Genomic DNA, 21,276 nt, shown 5'->3' with positions numbered 1-21,276 from the left:
GGCGAGGCGGAGGTCCGCGATCTTCGCATCGAGGGGCGACTCCGCTCGAGAAGTGCGATGTCGCCTGACCATAAATTAATGCAAGCACGCTTGCTTGTTTCTGTTCCCGCTGCCATGCTCACCCCATGGCCGACCCGACGCCCGTGTTCGACGACCTGCGTGCCGAGAGCGATGAACTCGACTGCCTCATCGCCGAGTTGAGTCCTGAGCAGTGGGCGCTCCCGACCCCCGCCCTCGGCTGGACCGTCGCCCACCAGATCGCCCACCTCGCCTGGACCGATCACTCGGCCCTGCTGGCCGTGACCGACGTGGACGCGTTCCACGCACTGGTGGAGAAGGCGCTGAAGGCCCCGGGCTCCTTCGTCGACGAGGGAGCGGAGGAGGGGGCCCGGCTGGCGCCCGCCGAGCTGCTGGCGCGGTGGCGGGAAGGGCGTGCCGCTCTCGACACGGCGTTGCGCGAGGCACCCGCCGGCGCGAGGTTCCCCTGGTACGGCCCGCCCATGTCCGCCGCCTCCATGGCCACGGCCCGGCTTATGGAGACCTGGGCCCACGGTCTGGACATCGCCGACGCACTCGGTGTGGTGCGCACACCCACCGACCGGCTGAGGCATGTGGTGTGGATCGGGGTACGGACCCGGGACTTCGCCTTCGGCGTCCACGGCCTCCCCGCACCCCTCGACGACTTCCGTATCGAACTCGTGTCGCCGTCCGGAGAGTTGTGGGCGTACGGCCCCGAAGACGCCCCGCAGCGCGTCACCGGCCCGGCGCTCGACTTCTGCCTCCTGGTCACCCAGCGCGCCCACCGCTCCGACCTCGCCCTGCGCGCCGAGGGCCCGGACGCCGACCGCTGGTTCGACATCGCCCAGGTCTTCGCGGGTCCGCCCGGCACGGGCCGCGAGCCGAAGGGCGCGGCGCAGTGACCCCGCCGAGCACGCCCAACTCGCCCAGCCAACCCAGCCCGGCCAGTCCGCCCACCGCGCCGGTCCTGCGGACAGGCAACGCCTCCGGCTTCTACGGCGACCGCTTCGACGCCATGCGCGAGATGCTCACCGGCGGCGAGCTGGACGTCCTCACCGGCGACTACCTCGCCGAGCTCACCATGCTGATCCTCGGCCGGGACCGGCTGAAGGACCCCGGTGCGGGATACGCCCGTACCTTCCTGCGGCAGCTGGAGGAGTGCCTCGGGCTCGCGCACGAGCGGGGGGTCAGGATCGTCGCCAACGCGGGCGGCCTCAATCCGGCGGGACTGGCGGACGCCGTACGGAAGTTGGCTGAACGTCTCGGCGTCCCCGTCCGCGTGGCCCACGTCGAGGGCGACGACCTCAAGGGCCGGTATCCGGACAGCCTCGCCGCCCATGCCTATCTCGGCGGCTTCGGTATCGCCGCCTGCCTGCGGGAGGGTGCGGACATCGTCGTCACCGGCCGGGTGACGGACGCTGCCCTGGTCACCGGGCCCGCCGCCGCTCACTTCGGGTGGGGGCCCAGGGAGTACGACCGGCTCGCGGGCGCTGTCGTCGCCGGACATGTGCTGGAGTGCGGGGCGCAGGCGACCGGCGGCAACTACGCGTTCTTCACGCAGGGCGACGTCCGGCGCCCCGGCTTCCCGCTCGCCGAGCTCCACGAGGACGGCAGCTGCGTCATCACCAAGCATCCGGGCACCGGTGGCTTCGTCGACGTCGGCACGGTCACGGCCCAGCTGCTGTACGAAACGGCGGGCGCCCGGTACGCGGGGCCGGACGTCACCGCCCGCCTGGACACCGTACGGCTCACCCAGGACGGCCCCGATCGCGTCCGCATCGAGGGCGTACGGGGAGAGGCCCCGCCCCCGACGCTCAAGGTCGGCGTCAACCGCCTCGGCGGCTTCCGGAACGAGGTCGCCTTCGTGCTCACCGGCCTCGACATCGAGGCCAAGGCCGCCCTCGTGCGTGAACAGATGACGGACGCGCTCGCCAAGTCGCCGCCCGCCGACGTCCGTTGGGACCTCGTCCGCACCGACCGGCCCGACGCCCCGACCGAGGAGACGGCGAGCGCGCTGCTGCGGCTCGTCGTGCGCGACCGGGACCAGGAGGTGGTAGGGCGGGCGCTGAGCGGAGCCGCCGTGGAGCTGGCGCTCGCGAGTTATCCCGGCTTCCATGTGCTGGCGCCACCCGGAAAGGGCTCGCCCTATGGGGTCTTCGAGGATGTGTACGTCCCCCATGGTGCCGTCGACCATGTGGCCGTCCTCCACGACGGACGCCGGGTCCCTGTGCCGCCGGCCTACGTGTCGCCGGCCCACGACACGGCCGTACTCGACGACATGCCGGAACCAGCTCTTCCAGAACCAGCTCTTCCAGAACCAGCTCTTCCAGAACCAGCTCTTCCAGAACCAGCTCTTCCGGAGCCAGCTCTTCGTGAGCCGGCACTTCCGGAGCCGTTGCCGTCCGGTCCCACAAAACGCGCCCCCCTCGGCCTCATCGCGGGTGCCCGCAGCGGGGACAAGGGCGGGAACGCCAACGTCGGCGTCTGGGTGCGCACGGACGACGCCTGGCGCTGGCTCGCGCACGAGCTCACCGCCGACCGGTTCCAGGAGCTGATCCCCGAAAGCCGTCGGCTGAAGGTCACCCGGCACCTCCTGCCCAACCTCCGCGCCCTCAACTTCGTCGTCGACGGCATCCTCGGCGAGGGCGTCGCCGCCCAGCACCGCTTCGACCCTCAGGCCAAGGCCCTCGGCGAATGGCTGCGCAGCCGCCACCTCGACATCCCGGAGGTCCTCCTGTGACCGTCCTCGCCTCTTCCCTGGACACGCAGAGCCCCGACTACGCGGCCAACCGCGAGGCCATGCTCGCCAAGCTCGCCGACCTCGACGCCGAGCACGCCAAGGCGCTCGCGGGCGGCGGGGAGAAGTACGTCGAACGGCACCGCAGACGCGGCAAGCTCCTCGCCCGCGAGCGCATCGAGCTGCTCCTCGACCCCGACACGCCCTTCCTGGAGCTGTCCCCGCTGGCCGCCTGGGGCAGCGACTACGCGGTCGGCGCGTCCCTCGTCACCGGTATCGGGGTCGTCGAGGGCGTCGAGTGCCTGATCACCGCCAACGACCCGACCGTGCGCGGGGGAGCGAGCAATCCCTGGTCGCTGAAGAAGGCCCTGCGCGCGAACGACATCGCCCTCGCCAACCGGCTGCCCTGCATCAACCTCGTCGAGTCGGGCGGCGCCGACCTGCCGTCCCAGAAGGAGATCTTCATCCCAGGAGGCGCCATCTTCCGGGACCTGACGCGGCTGTCCGCGGCCGGGATCCCCACGATCGCGGTCGTCTTCGGCAACTCGACGGCCGGCGGGGCGTACGTCCCCGGCATGTCCGACCACGTGATCATGGTCAAGGAACGCGCCAAGGTGTTCCTCGGCGGCCCGCCCCTGGTGAAGATGGCGACCGGCGAGGAGAGCGACGACGAGTCGCTGGGCGGTGCGGAGATGCACGCGCGCGTGTCGGGTCTCGCGGACTACTTCGCGGTGGACGAACCGGACGCGCTGCGGCAGGCGCGCCGCGTGGTGGCCCGCCTCAACCACCGCAAGGCGTACGGCGACCCGGGCCCCGCAGAACCGCCCAAGTACTCCGCCGACGAGCTCCTCGGCATCGTCCCCGGCGACCTCAAGACCCCCTTCGACCCGCGCGAGGTCATCGCCCGGATCGTCGACGCCTCCGACTTCGACGAGTTCAAGCCGATGTACGGCACGAGCCTGACCACCGGCTGGGCGGCCCTGCACGGCTATCCCGTCGGCGTGCTGGCGAACGCCCAAGGCGTCCTGTTCAGCGAGGAGTCCCAGAAGGCGGCCCAGTTCATCCAGCTGGCGAACCAGCGGGACATCCCCCTGCTCTTCCTGCACAACACCACCGGCTACATGGTGGGCAGCCAGTACGAGCAGGGCGGCATCATCAAGCACGGCGCGATGATGATCAACGCGGTGAGCAACAGCCGCGTGCCCCACCTCTCCGTCCTCATGGGCGCGTCGTACGGCGCCGGCCACTACGGCATGTGCGGCCGCGCCTACGACCCCCGCTTCCTGTTCGCCTGGCCCAGCGCCAAGTCGGCCGTCATGGGCCCGCAGCAACTCGCCGGTGTGCTCTCGATCGTCGCCCGGCAGTCGGCCGCGGCGAAGGGGCAGCCGTACGACGAGGAAGGCGACGCGGCCCTGCGCGCCATGGTCGAGCAGCAGATCGAGTCCGAGTCGCTGCCGATGTTCCTGTCGGGGCGGCTGTACGACGACGGCGTCATCGACCCGCGCGACACCCGCACCGTCCTCGGCCTGTGCCTCTCCGCCCTCCACACCACCCCCTACGAGGGCGCGCGGGGCGGCTTCGGCGTCTTCCGGATGTGAGGCAAATGATTTCGACTCTGCTCGTCGCCAACCGGGGCGAGATCGCCTGCCGTATCTTCCGCACCTGCCGTGAGTCGGGAATCCGGACGGTCGCCGTGTACTCGGACGCCGACGAGAACGCCCTCCACGCGCGCGTGGCCGACACGGCGGTACGGCTGCCCGGAGCGGCGCCCTCCGCGACGTATCTGGACGGCGACCTGATCGTGAAGGCGGCCGTGGCGGCCGGCGCGGACGCCGTGCACCCCGGCTACGGCTTCCTCTCCGAGAACGCCGACTTCGCACGCGCCGTCCTCGACGCGGGGCTCGTCTGGATCGGCCCTCCGCCGGAGGCGATCGAGGCGATGGCGTCCAAGACGCGGGCGAAGGAGCTGATGGGGATCGAGCCCCTGGGGCAGGTCACCGAGGCCGACCTGCCTGTCCTCGTCAAGGCCGCCGCGGGCGGCGGAGGGCGCGGGATGCGGATCGTGCGCCGCCTGGAGGAGCTCGACAGCGCGTTGCAGAGCGCGCGCGCCGAAGCCGCGAGCGCCTTCGGGGACGGCGAGGTCTTCGTCGAGCCGTACATCGAGCACGGCCGCCACGTCGAGGTGCAGATCCTCGCCGACACCCACGGCACGGTCTGGGCGCTCGGCACCCGCGACTGCTCGCTGCAGCGCCGCCACCAGAAGGTCATCGAGGAGTCCCCGGCGCCCGGGCTCTCCGAGGAGCTCACGGACGAGCTGCACGCCCTCGCCGTACGGGCCGCCCGCGCCGTCGACTACGTGGGCGCCGGCACCGTCGAGTTCCTGGTGGCCGGCGACAAGGCGCACTTCCTGGAGATGAACACCCGCCTCCAGGTCGAGCACCCCGTGACGGAAGCGGTCTTCGGCATCGACCTGGTCGCGGAACAGATCCGCATCGCCGAAGGCCACGCCCTCGCCGCCGACCCGCCACGCGCGCGTGGCCACGCGATCGAGGCCCGCCTCTACGCCGAGGACCCGGCCCGCGACTGGGCCCCGCAGACCGGCACCCTGCACCGTTTCGCCGTACCCGAGGGCGTACGGCTGGACACCGGCTTCACCGACGGCGACGAGATCGGCGTCCACTACGACCCGATGCTCGCCAAGCTCATCGCCCACGCCCCCACGCGCGCAGCGGCCGTCCGCAAGCTCGCGGGCGCCCTGGAAGGGGCGACGCTCCACGGCCCGGTCACCAACCGCGACCTCCTCGTCCGCTCCCTGCGCCACGAGGAGTTCACCACCGCCCGGATGGACACCGGCTTCTACGACCGCCACCTCACCGACCTGACCGAGCCGGCCCCCGACCCGTACGCCCCCCTGGCCGCCGCCCTCGCCGACGCCCACGGCCGCTCCCGCTTCGGCGGCTGGCGCAACGTTCCCTCCCAGCCACAGGTCAAGCGGTACGTCATGGCAGGCGAGGAGATCGAGGTCCAGTACCGGCACACGCGCGTGGGCCTGGAGGCCGAGGGAGTACGGATCGTCCACGCTGACGCCGCGCTGGTCGTCCTCGAAGTGGACGGTGTACGACGCAACTTCGAGGTCGCACGGTACGGCGACGAGATCCACGTGAACGCCACGCGGCTCACCGCGCTACCCCGTTTCCCCGACCCGACGGCCCAGCACGCGCCGGGCTCGCTGCTCGCGCCGATGCCGGGGACGGTCGTACGAGTCGCCGAGGGCTTGACCGTAGGAGCCGCTCTACGGGCCGGAGAGCCCCTGCTGTGGCTGGAGGCGATGAAGATGGAGCACAAGATCTCGGCGCCGGTCACAGGGACGCTGAGCGCTTTGCATGCCGTGCCCGGTCAACAGGTCGAGGTCGGCGCATTGCTGGCCGTCGTGGAGGAGGACCAGTGAGCGCCATGATCGAAACGGACGAGCACAAAGCCCTGCGGGCCGCCGTCGCCCAGCTCGGCAAGCGGTATGGACGCGACTACATCACCAGGATCGTCAGCGAGGGCCGTCACCCCGAAGAACTGTGGTCCGAGGCCGCAAAGCTGGGTTACCTGGGCGTCAACCTCCCCGAGGAGTACGGAGGCGGAGGTGGCGGCATCGCAGAACTCTCCATCGTCCTGGAAGAACTGGGTGCCGCGGGCTCTCCCCTGCTGATGATGGTCGTCTCCCCAGCGATCTGCGGCACGGTCATCGCTCGCTTCGGCACCGACGCGCAGAAGCGCCAGTGGCTGCCCGCCCTGGCCGATGGCACCCGCACGATGGCCTTCGGCATCACCGAACCCGACGCCGGCTCCAACAGCCACCGCATCACGACAACGGCACGCAAGGACGGCGCCGACTGGGTACTCAACGGCCGCAAAGTCTTCATCTCCGGCGTCGACATAGCGGACGCGACCCTCATAGTCGGCCGCACAGAAGACGCCCGCACCGGCCGCCTCAAGCCCTGCCTCTTCATCGTCCCGCGAGACGCCGAAGGCTTCACGCGCCGCCAGATCGACATGGAACTCAAGGCCGCGGAGAAGCAGTTCGAGCTGACCCTCGACGACGTACGGCTCCCCGCCGACGCCCTGGTCGGCGACGAGGACGCGGGCCTCCTCCAGCTCTTCGCCGGCCTCAACCCCGAACGCATCATGACGGCCGCCTTCGCGATCGGCATGGGACGGTACGCCCTCGCGCGTGCCGTCGAGTACGCGCGCGCCCGCACCGTGTGGAACGCCCCCATCGGCGCCCACCAGGCCATCGCGCACCCCCTCGCCCAGGCGCACATCGACCTCGAACTGGCGCGCCTGATGATGCAGAAGGCGGCCTACCTGTACGACGCGGGTGACGACGTGGGCGCGGGCGAGGCCGCCAACATGGCCAAGTACGCGGCAGGGGAAGCCTGTGTGAAGGCCGTCGACCAGGCCGTGCACACCCTCGGCGGAAACGGCCTCACGCGCGAGTTCGGCCTCGCCTCGTTGATAACCGCCGCGCGCGTGTCTCGTATTGCCCCGGTGAGCCGGGAGATGATTCTCAACTACGTCTCCCACCAGACCCTTGGCCTGCCCAAGTCGTACTGACCGGCACCGTGTCGTACCGGTCGCGAGGAGGAACGATGTTCCGCAGCGAGTACGCAGACGTCCCGGCCGTCGAACTCCCCATCCACGAGGCCGTGCTGGGCCGGGCCGCCGAGTTCGGCGACGCGCCCGCGCTCATCGACGGCACGGACGGCACCACCCTCACGTACGAACAAGTCGACCGCTTCCACCGTCGCATCGCCGCCGCCCTCGCCGAGGCGGGCGTCCGCAAGGGCGACGTCCTCGCCCTGCACAGCCCCAACACGGTCGCCTTCCCCACGGCGTTCTACGCCGCCACACGCGCGGGTGCCTCCGTAACGACCGTGCACCCGCTCGCCACACCCGAGGAGTTCGCCAAGCAGCTGAAGGACTCGGCGGCCCGCTGGATCGTCACCGTCTCACCACTGCTGGAGGCGGCACGCCGGGCCGCCGAACTCGCCGGCGGCGTGCAGGAGATCTTCGTGTGCGACAGCGCGCCGGGACACCGGTCGCTCATCGACATGCTGGCGTCCGCGACCCCCGAACCGCAGATCGACATCGACCCCGTCGCGGACGTCGCGGCCCTGCCGTACTCGTCGGGCACCACCGGCATCCCCAAGGGCGTGATGCTCACCCACCGCCAGATCGCCACCAACCTCGCGCAGCTCGAACCCGCGATATCGGCCGGCCCCGGCGACCGCATCCTCGCCGTACTGCCCTTCTTCCACATCTATGGCCTGACGGCCCTGATGAACGCCCCCCTTCGGGTCGGCGCCACGGTCGTCGTCCTGCCCCGCTTCGACCTGGAGACCTTCCTCAAGGCCATCCAGAACCACCGCATCACCGGCCTGTACGTCGCCCCACCGATCGTCCTCGCCCTCGCCAAGCACCCGCTGGTCGAGCAGTACGACCTGTCGTCCCTGAGGTACGTCATCAGCGCCGCCGCACCCCTGGACGCGAAGCTCGCCGCCGCCTGCTCGCAGCGCCTCGGCCTGCCGCCGGTCGGCCAGGCGTACGGCATGACGGAACTGTCCCCCGGCACCCACGTCGTCCCCCTGGACGCCATGCACGACGCGCCCCCCGGAACGGTCGGCAGGCTCATCGCCGGCACCGAGATGCGCATCGTCTCCCTCGACGACCCCGGCAAGGACCTCGGCGTCGGCGAGTCCGGCGAGATCCTCATCCGCGGCCCCCAGGTCATGAAGGGCTACCTCGGCCGCCCCGACGCCACCGCCGCGATGATCGACCCCGACGGCTGGCTGCACACCGGCGACGTGGGGCACGTGGACGAGGGCGGCTGGCTGTTCGTCGTCGACCGGGTGAAGGAACTCATCAAGTACAAGGGCTTCCAGGTGGCCCCCGCCGAACTGGAGGCACTCCTGCTCACCCACCCCGGCATCGCGGACGCGGCGGTGATCGGCGTCTACAACGACGACAACAACGAAGTCCCGCACGCGTACGTGGTCCGCCAGCCGACCGCCACCGACCTCTCCGAAGGAGAGGTCATGATGTACGTCGCCGAACGCGTCGCCCCCTACAAGCGGATCCGCCAGGTCACCTTCATCGACGGCGTCCCACGGGCCGCCTCCGGCAAGATCCTGCGCCGCGAACTGCGGGCACTCAAGGAGAGCACCCTCGAGGAGGGCACATGACACTGATCGGCCGCACACGCGCGCGTGCCGTGGAAATCCTCACCCTGGACTCCCCGGACAACCGCAACGCGCTCTCGGCCGCACTCGTGGGCGAGCTCACCGACGCGCTGACGGACTGCGCCAAGGACACCGACGTACGCGCGATCGTCCTCACCCACACCGGCAACACGTTCTGCGCGGGCGCCGACCTGCGCGATCCCCCGCCCCCGGACGCCCTCGTCGCGCTCCTCCGGCAGATCGTGCGGCTGCCCAAACCCGTCGTCGCCCGCGTCACCGGCCACGTACGCGCGGGCGGCCTGGGCCTGCTCGCGGCCTGCGACATCACGGCGGCGTCGCGCGAGTCCACCTTCGCCTTCACGGAGGTGCACATAGGCGTCGCCCCCGCGGTCATCTCCCTCCCGCTCCTCCCGCGCACCGACCCCCGCGCCCTGGCCCGCTACTACCTCACCGGCGAACGCTTCACCGCGCCGGAGGCGGCCCGCATCGGCCTGCTGACGACGCAGGGCGAGGACGTCGACGAGACCCTCGCCCCCGTCCTGGACGGCCTGCGCCGGGCCTCCCCGCAGGCCCTGGCCGAGACGAAGGCGCTGTTCACGGCTAAGGTGCTGGAAACCTTCGACCGGGACGCGGCCGACCTGACCGCGCTCTCGGCCCGGCTGTTCTCCTCCGCCGACGCCCGGGAGGGGATGACGGCCTTCCTCGAAAGACGGGATCCGCAATGGGTGGTGTGAGCGCAGTCGGCGACCGCGTGGACCGAGCGGACCGCGTGCCCAAGCAGGACCGCAGCCGTGCCACCCGGCAACGGCTCCTGGAGGCCGCCGTGGCCTGCCTTGCCGAACACGGCTGGGCGGGCTCCACGGTCTCCGTCGTCGCCGAACGCGCCGGCGTCTCCCGCGGCGCCGCCCAGCACCACTTCCCGACCCGCGAGGACCTCTTCACCGCGGCCGTCGAGTACGTCGCCGAGGAACGCTCGACGGCACTGCGGGTGCTGTTCCCCGAAGGCGCGGCGGGAGACCACCGGGCAGTGGTGTCGGCACTGGTCGACCTCTACACCGGCCCCCTCTTCCGCGCCGCCCTGCACCTGTGGGTGGCCGCTTCGAACGAAGAGCAGCTGCGCCCCCGGGTCACGGAGCTGGAGGCCCGCGTGGGCCGCGAAACGCACCGGATCGCGGTGGATCTGCTGGGCGCGGACGAGTCCCGACCGGGCGTACGCGAGACGGTCCAGGGCCTGCTGGACATGGCCCGCGGCCTGGGCCTGGCGAACCTCCTCACCGACGACACCGCCCGCCGCGATCGCGTGGTGGCGCAGTGGGCGGTGCTGCTGGAGGAGGCGCTGCGCTGAGGCCGTTGTCAGTGGCGGGACTTACTGTTCGGGCATGGGTGATCACTTCCAGACGATCGTCGACCGCGCGGCGAGCCCGCAGCAGGCGCCACAGCTCGCCGAGCGCGTGGTCGAGTGGCTCGTGGCCGAGGGAATCGTGCTCGCCGAGCGCACGGACTGCGTGTTCGGGCAGCCGCTCGGCCACCCTCCCGGCCCGAACTGGCAGCGGGCCGTGGCGCCGGACGACGCCGACTGGGACCCCTGGGACGGCCTCGCCGTGTACACCGGGCGCACCGTCTTCCACGGCGGGCAGGGCGAGCCGGAGGCGGTGACCTGCCCGCGCTGCGGGGTCACCACCCGGCTGATCACCGACGAGTGGGAGCTGATCGACGACGCCTGGGCACCGTTCGGCAAAGCCATCGACGCCTGGCACAAGACGGGCGAGGCCCAGGTCGACTGCCCCGCCTGCGCCGACGCCGTCCCGCTGCCCGACTGGACCTGGACCGACGACTACTTCGCCTTCGCCCACCTCGGCTTCGAGTTCTGGAACTGGCCGCCGTTCACCGAGGAGTTCCGCACCCGAATATCCGAGCTTCTGGACGGTCACCGTACGGCGTACGTGTGGGGCAAGCTCTGATCCTCAGTCGTCCTCGCCACTCTCGTCGTCGTCCTGCCGCAGCTCGCGTTCCTTCTGCCGGCCCCGCTTCTCCGACTCCTGCTTCTCCTCGTCCTGCCCTTCCCGGCCGGCGCTCGTCTCCACCGCCGGACTCGGGGAGGCGGTCGGGGACGGGCTCGACATCACGGGGGACACGGACGCGGAGGCACCCGGGCCGGGCGGTGCCTCGGACTTCGTGCCCTCCGCCCCGGTGTTGTCAGGGGAGAACCACAGCATGCCGAGGAGCATCGCGCCCACGAACAGCACCGCTCCGGCGGCCGTGACGACCACGCGCCGTGTCGCCGTCCGGGACAGGGACCCGGTTCGGGACAGGGACCCGGTCCGGGACTGGGACCTGGATCTGGACCCGGATCGGCCGGCGGACGCCGTCCCTTGGGCGGACGGCAGCATGTACGTGGTCGGCGTGCTGGTCTCACCCACCTGCTGCGCCCCGGATGCGGATGCCGACGCGACCGGCGGACGCCGGGACGGCGCGGTCGCGTCGGGCAGTGGTTCTGGGCGTCCCTGCCAGGCTCCGTCGGCGAACCAGTCGGCGGCCTGCTGGGCGGTGGGCCGGTGCTCGGGGTCCTTGGCGAGCAGACCGAGGAGGTAGTTCTCGAAGGCGGGCGGAAGACCGGGGACGCCCAGCTCGCGGGGCGGCACGGGGGCGGCGTCGAGGTGCTGGTGCAGGATGGCGACGGCGGTGTCGGCCTGGAAGGGCGGGCGGCCGGTCAGCAACTGGTAGAGCACACAGCCCAGGGCGTAGACGTCGGAGGCCGGGCCCGCCGGCTGCCCCAGCGCCCGCTCGGGGGCCAGGTAGAGGCTCGTGCCGACGATCTGCCCGGTGGCGGTGAGCGCGGCGCCGGGGTCGTCGAGGAAGCGGGCGATGCCGAAGTCACCGATCTTGAGGGTGCCGTCGGCATCGAGGAGCAGGTTGCCGGGCTTGATGTCCCGGTGGACGATGCCCTGCCGGTGCGCGGCGGCCAGTCCCGCGGCGGCCTGGGCGGCGATACGGGCCACACGTTCGGCGGGCTGTGCGCCGGACCGCGACAGCACCCCGGCGAGGCTGTCGCCCTGGACGAGCTCCATCACCAGGTAGAGCCGGTTGTCGTACTCACCGAAGTCCCGGACGCCGACCACGTTCGGGTGGTCGATCCGGGCCGCGGTCTGCGCCTCCAGGCGGAAGCGGGAGGCGGCGGTGGGGTCGGAGTCCTGGGGCAGCAGGAGCTTGACGGCGACCGGCCGGCCGAGCATCTCGTCGTAGGCCCGCCAGACCTCCCCCATCCCACCGCGTCCGATCGACTCGCTCAGCCGGTAGCGGCCCGCTATCAGCACCAGTACTCATCCTCATGCCGTGAGACGTTTCGGTCGCCGCAGGCCATAACTCGCCGCGTGGGGACGGGAGATGGTGGGGGGATGCCGCAGCCGACCCAGCATACTGGCGAAGTGGATCAGTCACGTTCCGTATGGCGTCGTTACTGACGTTCCGAGGCCGGTCCTTGCCGGGGTGGCGCGGGTCGCCGGGCGTGCCAGGGTCGCCACGGGTCGCCGAGCGTGCCGGGGGTGGCACCGGTCGCCGGGCGCGCTGGCGGCGCCGGCCGCGCGTGCCGTGATGACGCCGATTGCCGAGCGGCATCACACGGAGCCGATCGGCCCCGCGTGATGACCGGCCCGGAGGGAGCGGGATCCCGTACGACAGGGCCGGGATCCCGTTCGGGTCGAGATCCCGTACGGGTCGGGATCAGCGCGCGATGTCCGCGTAGCCCTCGATCTCGCGCGGGTCGCGCGGGCCCGGGCCGATGTAGCGCGCGGACGGGCGGACGAGGCGGCCGGTGCGCTTCTGCTCCAGGATGTGCGCCGACCAGCCCGCCGTACGGGCACAGGTGAACATCGACGTGAACATGTGCGCCGGGACCTGCGCGAAGTCCAGGACGATGGCCGCCCAGAACTCGACGTTCGTGGCCAGGACCCGGTCGGGGCGGCGGTTGTGGAGCTCCTCCAGGGCCGCCTTCTCCAGGGCCTCGGCGACCTCGAAGCGGGGAGCGCCGAGCTCCCGGGCGGTGCGGCGCAGGACGCGGGCGCGGGGGTCCTCGGCGCGGTAGACGCGGTGACCGAAGCCCATGAGGCGTTCGCCCTTGTCGAGGGTCTGCTTCACATACGCCTCGGCGTCGCCGGTGCGTTCGATCTCCTCGATCATGTGCAGGACGCGGGAGGGCGCGCCGCCGTGCAGCGGGCCGGACATGGCTCCTACGGCGCCGGAGAGCGCCGCGGCCACATCCGCGCCGGTGGAGGCGATGACGCGGGCCGTGAAGGTCGACGCGTTCATGCCGTGCTCGGCGGCGGAGGTCCAGTAGGCGTCGACGGCGGCCACATGCTTGGGGTCGGGCTCGCCACGCCAGCGGATCATGAAGCGCTCGACGACGGACTGAGCCTTGTCGATCTCCCGCTGCGGGACCATCGGCAGACCCTGACCGCGCGCGGACTGGGCGACGTAGGACAGGGCCATGACGGCGGCTCGGGCCAGGTCCTCCCGGGCCTGCTCCTCGTCGATGTCCAGGAGCGGTTTCAGTCCCCACACGGGCGCGAGCATGGCGAGCGCGGACTGGACGTCCACGCGGATGTCACCGGAGTGCACGGGGATCGGGAAGGGCTCCGCGGCCGGCAGACCGGGCCGGAAGGCACCGTCCACGAGCAGCCCCCACACGTTGCCGAACGAGACATGACCGACCAGGTCCTCGATGTCGACGCCCCGGTATCGCAGGGCGCCGCCCTCCTTGTCCGGTTCGGCGATCTCCGTCTCGAACGCGACGACTCCTTCGAGCCCGGGTACGAAGTCGGACATCAGGCGGCTCCTCGTGATGTGTGCGACAGATGGGGTTGTGGATGGGACGACCACATGTCAGTCGGCAGAGATCGGGACACACGCCCGGTGGATCCACGGTCACGGACTCGGATTCCGGGCGTGCAGGCTTCCGAGCCTCGGCGGACTCGCAGTCCGGGGCGTAACCCTGTGATGCCCCGTGCGGCTGGCGGTCATCCAACCGGAACGGCATAGAAACGATATCCCCGAGTGCCACCATTGGGGAGGCCTTGCGGCACTCAGTGCCAGCCAGTGACGAAGGACACCGTGCCGAACGGCACCCGCCGCATTACGGCCAACGGCACCCGGCCCATATGGCAACGGCACCCGGCGCATACGGCCAACGGCACCCGCCGCATACGGCAAGATGACCGCGTGACCGACCGAGACGCCGTCCCCCTCGATCCCGCCGAGCCCGTCCCCGACCCCGCCGCGATGCGCAAGCACTACCGGGCCGAGGGCCTCGCCGAGAAGGACCTGGCCGCGACTCCGGTGGAGCAGTTCGCGCGCTGGTTCAAGCAGGCCGCGGCGGAGGCCCACCTCTTCGAGCCGAACGCCATGATCGTCTCCACCGCGGACGCCGAAGGCCGGCCCAGCTCCCGTACGGTGCTGCTGAAGCAGTTCGACGAGCAGGGTTTCGTCTTCTACACCAACTACGACTCCCGCAAGGCCCGCGACCTCGCCGACAACCCGTACGTCTCCCTCCTCTTCCCCTGGCACCCGATGGCCCGTCAGGTCGTCGTCGCCGGCATCGCCCGCCGCACCGGCCGCGACGAGACGGCCGCGTACTTCCGCACCCGCCCCCACGGCTCCCAGCTCGGCGCCTGGGCCAGCGCCCAGTCCACCGTCATCCCGTCCCGCGCCGAACTCGACGCCTCCTATGCCGAGCTGGCGGCCCGCTATCCCGAGGGTGAGCAGGTGCCGGTGCCCCCGCACTGGGGCGGTTTCCGGGTGGCCCCGCAGACGGTGGAGTTCTGGCAGGGGCGGGAGAACCGGCTGCACGACCGGCTGCGGTACGTGGCGGAGCAGGACGGGAGCTGGCGGGTGGAGCGACTCAGTCCGTGAGGCCCGGCTCGGATGCGGGGGCCGGGAAATCAGACGACCCGCGAGCTCGGGTCCTCCGCCGGTGGCGGGGGAGCCGGCCGGACGTACCGGCGAGCTCGCGGGTCGGGTGACTGCTTGGGATTGGGCCGGCTGCACGCATCTGTCACGTGCTGGTCCGGCACCGCACTGGGTGGGGTGACGGGCCGCTAGCCCGCAGCCACCTCACGCGTCCGGTTTTCATACATCTGCCGAACCACCTCCCTTCTCGTGTGCCCCACACCCTAAGAAGCGGCTCCGCCCCGATCAACCACTTTTTTTCCGTGGATCCGTCTGCGCTGGTCACCTAGCGTTCCGTGCATGACAAATCAGCAGGCGGGGCGGCAGGTGATTCTCAGTGGCTCCACCTTCGAGGAGCAGATCGGGTACGCGCGTGCCGTGGTCGACGGGGACTGGGTGCATGTGTCGGGGACGACGGGGTTCGACTATGCGTCGATGACCATCTCCGAGGACGTGGTGGAGCAGGCCGAGCAGTGTCTGCGGAACGTGGGGGCCGCGTTGGCGGAGGCGGGGTGTTCGTTCGGCGATGTGGTGCGGGTGCGGTATCTGCTGCCGGAGCGAGAGGACTTCGAGCCGTGCTGGCCGGTGCTGCGGCGGTACTTCGGGGAGGTGCGGCCGGCGGCGACGATGATGGTGTGCGGGCTCGCCGATCCACGTATGAAGATCGAGATCGAGGTGTACGCCCGGCGGGGGAGTGGTGGCGGTGGCGCGGGTGTCTGAGCTTCGTATCGTGTCGGTCGACGGTGACGTCATGCTTCAGGAGTGGCGGTACGTGCACAACGTGATCGTTCCGCCCGCGGCCATGGATCTCGACGAGGTGCGGGAGCGCAGCGGGCGGTACCGCCTGCGGAACGCGTACGCCGGTGATGTCCTCGTCGGCTGTTCGACCGTGCGGCCGCCGGAGGACGAGGAAGCGGTGGCGACGGTCATCGCGCGCGTGCTGCCCGAGTACCGGAGGCACGGATACGGCACGGAGCTGTACGAGGACGGGCTCGCGCACGCGCGCGTGTTGGGCGCGAGGACGATCGAGACCTGTGTGCTGGCCGCCAATGAGGACGGGCTTCGGTTTGCCGAGGCACGTGGGTTCGTCGAGGTCGATCGGTATGTGCTGGACGGTGAGACCGATCTGTGGGTGGACCTGCGGAGGGAATGGTCCGCGTAAGTCCACGGCGGCTCGTACAACGATTCCTTCAATCTTGGGGAACACGGTGTGTGCTGCATCACGTTCCAGTTAGATGATTGCAAGTGAGCGAACCGACGCGTCGTACGTGCGGACGCAGCTTGGCAGGGGGTCCAGGTGAGTGCTTCCCGGCGTAGTGGGACCACCGACGAGCTGGGGCCGGACGAGCCCGAGCGGGACGGTCCGGAGGGTTCGTCGGCCGCCTCGGGTGGTCCGGAGGGTTCGGCAGGCGGGTCCGATCTGCTGGCCGCGCTGCTGGACGGGATGGACGCGGCTCTGTGCGCCTTCGACGCGGACGGGGTCGTGACCCATTGGAACCGTGAGGCGGAGCGGATCCTGGGGTGGAGTGCGGCGGAGGCCGTGGGACGGCACGGGTTCGCCGGGTGGGCGGTGCGCGAGGCCGACGCCGAGGAGGTCGAGGGGCGGCTGATGTCCGCCATGCACGCTCCCGGGCGTCAGGTCCATGAGTTCGCGCTGCTGACGAAGGACGGCGGACGGGTTCTCGTACGGACTCAGTCGGCCGCCGTGCGGGGGCCGGACGGGAAGCCCGCCGGGGTGTACTGCGCCTTCAGCGAGGTGCATGCGCAGATCGATCTGGAGCGGTCGATCGCGTTGAGCGAGGCGCTGTTCGAGGACGCGTCGTGGGGTGTGGTGCTGGTCGACGCGGATCTGCGGCCGGCGGTGGTGAACGCGCATGCGGCGCGCGCGCTCGGTATCGGGCGTACGTCCGTGCTCGGGCGGCCGCTGGGGGAGTTGCTGGCGCAGGGCGTCGAGGAACTGGAGAGCGCGCTCACGCATGTGCTGGCGGAGGGTGCGCCGCCCGCGCCCGCCGAGATCTGGGTGAGCGTACGGACGCCGGAGGGCGAGCGGCGCCGGTGCTGGCGGTGTGGCTTCGTACGGCTGGCCTCGCCGCTCGCGGAGGAGCCGGTGCCGTTGGGGGTGGGCTGGCTCTTCCAGGACGTGACGGCGGCCAAGCAGGGGGACCAGGAGGCGGCGCTGCTGCGGTTCCGGACGAATCAGCTGCATCGGGCCGCTCGGGCCGCCGCGGAGTGCGAGGACCCCGTGGAGGCGGCGACCGTGCATCTGGACTTCGCGCTGGCCGGGTTCGCCGATCACGCGCTGATCGACCGGGTCGCGGGTGGGGCGGTCGCGGATGTGGACGCGGGCGCGGCCGAGCCGGTACGGCTGGTTCGGGTCGCCGTGACGCCCTCCGGGGCGCCCGGGCCGAGTCTGCTCGGTGGGGAGGCCGGGCTGCCGGTGCGGTACGGAGAGGGACACCCGGCGTTGCAGTGCGTGGCGCGGGCCGGGTCGGTGCGGGCCGACGCGGGGGATGTGCCGGCCGAGCGGGCGCGTGAATGGGCGGTGGGGCGGCAGTGGCCTGCGGACGCGGTGCATGCGCTGTGTGCCGTGTTGCGGAGCCGGGGGCGGACGTTGGGGGTCGTCACGTTTCTGCGGGGCGCTGGGCGGAGCGCGTTCGAGCGGAGCGATGCGGTGTACGCGGAGGCCGTGGCGGTGCGGATCGCCGCCGCGTTGGATTTGGCGGGGGCGCTGGGCTCGGAGTGACGGCGGTGCCGTATGCGGCTCAGTGCCGGTAGAAGATCCGGTCGCCGTACTTCTCGAACACCCGGCTGTTCCAGTCGTGGCCGCCGTCGACGTTGCCGGAGCGCAGGAGCGGGGGCTCGATGCCGCGGGTGGCCAGGGACGCGGCCGCGGTGGCCATGACGGCCTGGAGGAGCGCCGTGGTGACGACCGTGGAGGCGGGGGCGAAGGGGGCCGGGATCGTGTCCAAGGTGAGTTCCGCGTCGCCGATCGCGATCTTCGAGTCGAGCACGACGTCGCAGTGGTCCTTGAGGTAGGTGCCGGAGACATGGCGGGACTTCGTCTCCGAGGCGTACGCCACCGAGGTCACGCCGATGACCTTGACGCCGAGGGCTCGGGCGCTCATGGCCATCTCCACGGGGAGGGCGTTGCGCCCGGAGAGGGAGATGATGACGAGGGCGTCGCCGTCGCGGAGGGGAGAGCTGTCCAGGACCGCGCTCGCGAGGCCGTCGACGCGTTCGAGGGCGGAGCCGAGGGTGGCCGGCATGACGTCCACGCCTACGACGCCGGGGACCGCGAGCAGGTTCATCAGGGCGAGGCCGCCGGCGCGGTAGACGATGTCCTGGGCGGCGAGGGAGGAGTGACCGGCGCCGAAGGCGAAGAGCCGGCCGCCGGTGGCGACGGTGTCGGCGAGCAGGGTGCCGGCGGCCTCGATGTTCTCGGCCTCCTCGTCACGGGCCCGCTGGAGCAGGGCGATCGCGGCGTCGAAGAACTGGTCGGCCGGCTTGCTGTCGCTCATGCGGGGCCCTCCGGGGTTGGCGGGGTGGTCGGTGGGGTGGTCAGTGGGGTGTGTCGCGGATCACCGTGCGGTCTGGACCAGTGCGGTGTCAATACGGCCGTGGGGCCGCGGTGGGCCGTGTCGTGCCCGACGCCGGGGCCGGTCGGTCGCGAAGCCCGGCGCTGACGGGGTGCCGCTTCTCTGGATCGGAGGCCGCCCCAGCGACACGACTGCCCGCAGCTACGCAAGCCTGCGTGTCCCGGCTGCCCGCCGAGCACCGTCCTGCCACCCAGCCGGCGCGTTTCGCCACCCCGCTACGCCCCGCGTAACCCCCCGGTTTCAACGGCGCGGCACGGTTGTCAGTGGTATCCGGCAGAATTGAGTGCAGGGCCAGCGCACGCGCCGTGGAGCTGTCTCGCTTCCGGCTGAGCTAATCGCAGAGCTAATCGAGGGGCACGTATGTCCGGACTGATCGACACCACGGAGATGTATCTCCGCACCATCCTCGAGCTGGAGGAGGAAGGTGTGGTCCCCATGCGCGCCCGGATCGCCGAGCGGCTGGACCAAAGTGGACCGACCGTCAGCCAGACGGTGGCGCGGATGGAGCGTGACGGGCTCGTGTCCGTGGCGAGTGACCGGCATCTGGAGCTCACGGACGAGGGGCGGCGGCTGGCCACCCGTGTCATGCGCAAGCACCGGCTGGCCGAGTGTCTGCTCGTCGATGTGATCGGGCTCGAGTGGGAGCAGGTGCACGCGGAGGCGTGTCGCTGGGAGCACGTGATGAGCGAGGCCGTGGAGCGGCGTGTGCTGGAGCTGCTGCGGCACCCGACCGAGTCGCCGTACGGCAACCCCATCCCGGGCCTGGAGGAGCTCGGCGAGAAGGACGGCGCCGATCCGTTCCTCGACGAGGGCATGGTCTCGCTCGCCGACCTCGACCCGGGCGTCGAGGGCAAGACGGTCGTCGTGCGCCGTATCGGCGAGCCGATCCAGACCGACGCGCAGCTGATGTACACGCTGCGCCGCGCGGGCGTGCAGCCCGGCTCCGTGGTGAGCGTGACCGAGTCGGCGGGCGGTGTGCTCGTGGGCAGCGGTGGTGAGGCGGCCGAGCTGGAGGCCGACGTCGCCTCCCATGTGTTCGTCGCCAAGCGCTGAATCATCGGCAGCTGTCCATCTCGGGTTCCCTCCTGCGTAACTCCCGGTAAGGGAGGGGGAGTTGTGGCGATCCGCCGATCACGTCGAATCCAAGACTCAGTGCGGCAAATCGCAGCGCCCCGAGATTTCGCGTGCGAGGCTGTCGCGTGAGGCATATGACCTGAGGGCTCTTGGCCGTGATCGTCGGTGAGGCGATCGGGCCGGTGAGGGGGCGGGCGGATGTGCCGTGATCGTGGAGAGGGCCCCGGCGCCTGGTGGCGCCGGGGCCTGTCCTCCCCTGTGCTGACCCGGAGCCCCGAGCTCTCAGGGTCAATCCCCGCGGACCGGTTTCCCCGAGCGGCCCGCCTCCCGGTGAAGGTCTCCCCTCGGCAGTGGCGATCAATCCTTGAGGGGGGTCACTCGAATGAGGGGTGTTGTCGGCGCAGACCGCATTTTCGAATAAGAGTTCGATAGTCTGCGGTGACACGTCACGCGGAACGTGCGCTTCAGGTATGTGCGCATAAGATCACGTGAGACACACAGGACATGCACATCGCGTGCGAGGGCATCGATGCCGCGCGTGCCACAAGTGGCGCGCGATGCTCGCGTGAGAGGCAGCAGCTACGGCAGGCAGGACGCGGTTCACAGGATCGGCCGGCTCGAGCGGGAGCGAGCGGTCCGAGCGGAGCTAGGGGGGTGCCAGGACCAATGGTGCGGCGCATCGACGTGACCGGGACAGGCGGCGTACGCCTCGCGGCCTGGGAGTTCGGCGACCCTCCCAAGACCGACCCCGCCAAAGAGCCCGACGCCATGCCCGGCGTCCTGTTACTGCACGGCCTGATGGGCCGCGCCTCGCACTGGGCCTCCACCGCCCGCTGGCTCTCCGAACGGCACCGTGCCGTCGCACTCGACCAGCGCGGCCACGGCCGTAGCGACAAGCCCGTGCAGGCCGCCTTCACGCGCGAGGCGTACGTCGACGACGCCGAGGCCGCCCTCGAACAGCTCGGCCTCGCCCCGGCCGTCCTCATCGGCCATGCCATGGGCGCGCTGACCGCCTGGCAGCTGGCCGCCAAGCGGCCCGACCTGGTGCACGGCGTGATCATCTGCGACATGCGGGCCTCCGCGCTCGGCGCGGCATCGCAGCGCGAGTGGGCGGACTGGTTCAAGTCCTGGCCCGTTCCCTTCGCCACCCTCGCCGATGTGCGGAAGTGGTTCGGTGAGGACGACCCGTGGGTCGAGCGGCCCAATCCCGCGCGGGGCGAGTTCTACGCCGAGGTGATGCAGGAGCACGAGGACGGGTGGCGGCCGGTGTTCGAGCCGGACCAGATGCTCGCGTCCCGGGAGACATGGGTCTACGACGCGCACTGGGAGGAGCTGGCGCAGGTGCAGTGCCCGGCGCTCGTGGTGCGGGGGCTCGATGGGGAGTTGGGGCGGGCCGAGGCGCAGGAGATGGTGCGGGTGTTGCCCCGCGGGGAGTATGCGGAGGTGGCTGACGCGGGTCACCTTGTGCATTACGACCAGCCCGAGGGCTGGCGAGCCGCTATCGAACCGTTCCTCGAGGCGGTGCGGAGTGATGCCGGGCGCCTGTGAGCTCGGGGGCTTCTGAAGGATGGCGGCTGCGGGTTGTTCGTGGCTGGTCACGCCCACGCGGCGGAGCCGCATGTCGATGCAGCCCCGCGCCCCCAAGAAACCGGCGTTGCAGGGACTGTGCGCAAAGAGGCCA

18 protein-coding genes are annotated in these 21,276 nt (G+C 71.1%); 15 read left to right on the top strand and 3 right to left on the bottom strand.

What is annotated here, in order from left to right; all coding sequences use genetic code 11:
- The first annotated feature begins 125 nt into the window (after positions 1-125).
- The 9 genes from ACQEV2_RS18730 to ACQEV2_RS18690 all read left to right on the top strand — a co-directional run bounded on the left by ACQEV2_RS18730 (position 126) and on the right by ACQEV2_RS18690 (position 10,946).
- On the top strand, positions 126-920 hold the full coding sequence (locus ACQEV2_RS18730; protein WP_433042395.1) for a TIGR03084 family metal-binding protein: 795 nt from the start codon (positions 126-128) through the stop codon (positions 918-920).
- A gap of 113 nt (positions 921-1,033) precedes the next feature.
- The gene (locus tag ACQEV2_RS18725) at positions 1,034-2,758 is read left to right on the top strand and encodes an acyclic terpene utilization AtuA family protein (RefSeq protein ID WP_433054571.1); all 1,725 of its coding nucleotides are present in this window, start codon (positions 1,034-1,036) and stop codon (positions 2,756-2,758) included.
- On the top strand, positions 2,755-4,353 hold the full coding sequence (locus tag ACQEV2_RS18720; protein ID WP_433042392.1) for an acyl-CoA carboxylase subunit beta: 1,599 nt from the start codon (positions 2,755-2,757) through the stop codon (positions 4,351-4,353). Before ACQEV2_RS18725 ends, ACQEV2_RS18720 begins: the two co-directional genes overlap by 4 nt.
- Positions 4,354-4,358: 5 nt before the next feature.
- Positions 4,359-6,203 (top strand): biotin carboxylase N-terminal domain-containing protein, encoded by a 1,845-nt coding sequence (locus ACQEV2_RS18715; RefSeq protein ID WP_433042389.1) that lies wholly within the window; start codon positions 4,359-4,361, stop codon positions 6,201-6,203.
- 5 nt (positions 6,204-6,208) lie between these two features.
- The gene (locus ACQEV2_RS18710) at positions 6,209-7,360 is read left to right on the top strand and encodes an acyl-CoA dehydrogenase family protein (protein WP_433054568.1); all 1,152 of its coding nucleotides are present in this window, start codon (positions 6,209-6,211) and stop codon (positions 7,358-7,360) included.
- Positions 7,361-7,395: 35 nt separating this feature from the next.
- Positions 7,396-8,988, top strand: coding sequence for a 4-coumarate--CoA ligase family protein (locus ACQEV2_RS18705; protein ID WP_433042386.1), 1,593 nt, complete (start codon positions 7,396-7,398; stop codon positions 8,986-8,988).
- Positions 8,985-9,719 carry an enoyl-CoA hydratase family protein gene (locus ACQEV2_RS18700; RefSeq protein ID WP_433042383.1) on the top strand — a complete coding sequence of 245 codons (735 nt, stop codon included), beginning with the start codon at positions 8,985-8,987 and terminating at the stop codon, positions 9,717-9,719. Before ACQEV2_RS18705 ends, ACQEV2_RS18700 begins: the two co-directional genes overlap by 4 nt.
- A complete protein-coding gene (locus ACQEV2_RS18695) occupies positions 9,707-10,330 on the top strand; it encodes a TetR/AcrR family transcriptional regulator (protein ID WP_433042380.1) in 624 nt (207 codons plus the stop codon). Before ACQEV2_RS18700 ends, ACQEV2_RS18695 begins: the two co-directional genes overlap by 13 nt.
- A gap of 34 nt (positions 10,331-10,364) precedes the next feature.
- Positions 10,365-10,946 carry a hypothetical protein gene (locus ACQEV2_RS18690; protein ID WP_433042377.1) on the top strand — a complete coding sequence of 194 codons (582 nt, stop codon included), beginning with the start codon at positions 10,365-10,367 and terminating at the stop codon, positions 10,944-10,946.
- 3 nt (positions 10,947-10,949) lie between these two features.
- On the opposite strand, the gene ACQEV2_RS18685 is transcribed toward ACQEV2_RS18690, so the two are convergent.
- Positions 10,950-12,299, bottom strand: a complete 1,350-nt coding sequence (locus ACQEV2_RS18685; protein ID WP_433042374.1) for a serine/threonine-protein kinase — start codon at positions 12,297-12,299, stop codon at positions 10,950-10,952.
- Between the two features lie 406 nt (positions 12,300-12,705).
- The gene (locus tag ACQEV2_RS18680) at positions 12,706-13,806 is read right to left on the bottom strand and encodes a citrate synthase 2 (protein ID WP_433042371.1); all 1,101 of its coding nucleotides are present in this window, start codon (positions 13,804-13,806) and stop codon (positions 12,706-12,708) included.
- A 393-nt stretch (positions 13,807-14,199) separates the two neighbouring features.
- Here ACQEV2_RS18680 and pdxH point away from each other — a divergent pair, with 393 nt between their 5' ends.
- From pdxH to ACQEV2_RS18660, 4 genes are all read left to right on the top strand, one after another.
- Positions 14,200-14,889 (top strand): pyridoxamine 5'-phosphate oxidase, encoded by a 690-nt coding sequence (pdxH, locus tag ACQEV2_RS18675; RefSeq protein WP_433042368.1) that lies wholly within the window; start codon positions 14,200-14,202, stop codon positions 14,887-14,889.
- 336 nt (positions 14,890-15,225) lie between these two features.
- Positions 15,226-15,645, top strand: coding sequence for a RidA family protein (locus ACQEV2_RS18670; protein WP_433042365.1), 420 nt, complete (start codon positions 15,226-15,228; stop codon positions 15,643-15,645).
- Entirely contained in the window at positions 15,638-16,087 is a 450-nt protein-coding gene (locus ACQEV2_RS18665) for a GNAT family N-acetyltransferase (RefSeq protein WP_433042362.1), read from the top strand. The genes ACQEV2_RS18670 and ACQEV2_RS18665 overlap by 8 nt, the downstream gene beginning before the upstream one ends.
- Positions 16,088-16,222: 135 nt before the next feature.
- Positions 16,223-17,668 carry a PAS domain-containing protein gene (locus ACQEV2_RS18660; RefSeq protein ID WP_433042359.1) on the top strand — a complete coding sequence of 482 codons (1,446 nt, stop codon included), beginning with the start codon at positions 16,223-16,225 and terminating at the stop codon, positions 17,666-17,668.
- Between the two features lie 19 nt (positions 17,669-17,687).
- Here ACQEV2_RS18660 and ACQEV2_RS18655 read toward each other — a convergent pair whose 3' ends face one another.
- Positions 17,688-18,443, bottom strand: coding sequence for an SIS domain-containing protein (locus tag ACQEV2_RS18655; RefSeq protein WP_433042356.1), 756 nt, complete (start codon positions 18,441-18,443; stop codon positions 17,688-17,690).
- Positions 18,444-18,881: 438 nt separating this feature from the next.
- On the opposite strand from ACQEV2_RS18655, the gene ACQEV2_RS18650 reads away from it, so the two are divergent.
- Both ACQEV2_RS18650 and ACQEV2_RS18645 read left to right on the top strand, forming a co-directional pair.
- Complete coding sequence (locus ACQEV2_RS18650; protein ID WP_004000347.1) at positions 18,882-19,574, top strand: metal-dependent transcriptional regulator; 693 nt, start codon at positions 18,882-18,884, stop codon at positions 19,572-19,574.
- Between the two features lie 687 nt (positions 19,575-20,261).
- Entirely contained in the window at positions 20,262-21,143 is an 882-nt protein-coding gene (locus ACQEV2_RS18645; RefSeq protein ID WP_433042351.1) for an alpha/beta fold hydrolase, read from the top strand.
- The last annotated feature ends 133 nt before the right edge of the window (positions 21,144-21,276 follow it).

It is taken from the genome of Streptomyces sp. CA-251387 (assembly GCF_050936625.1).
GTDB lineage: Bacteria > Actinomycetota > Actinomycetes > Streptomycetales > Streptomycetaceae > Streptomyces.
The sequence above is the reverse complement of the archived record's forward strand: the minus strand, read 5'-3'. Positions and strand labels throughout refer to the sequence as shown.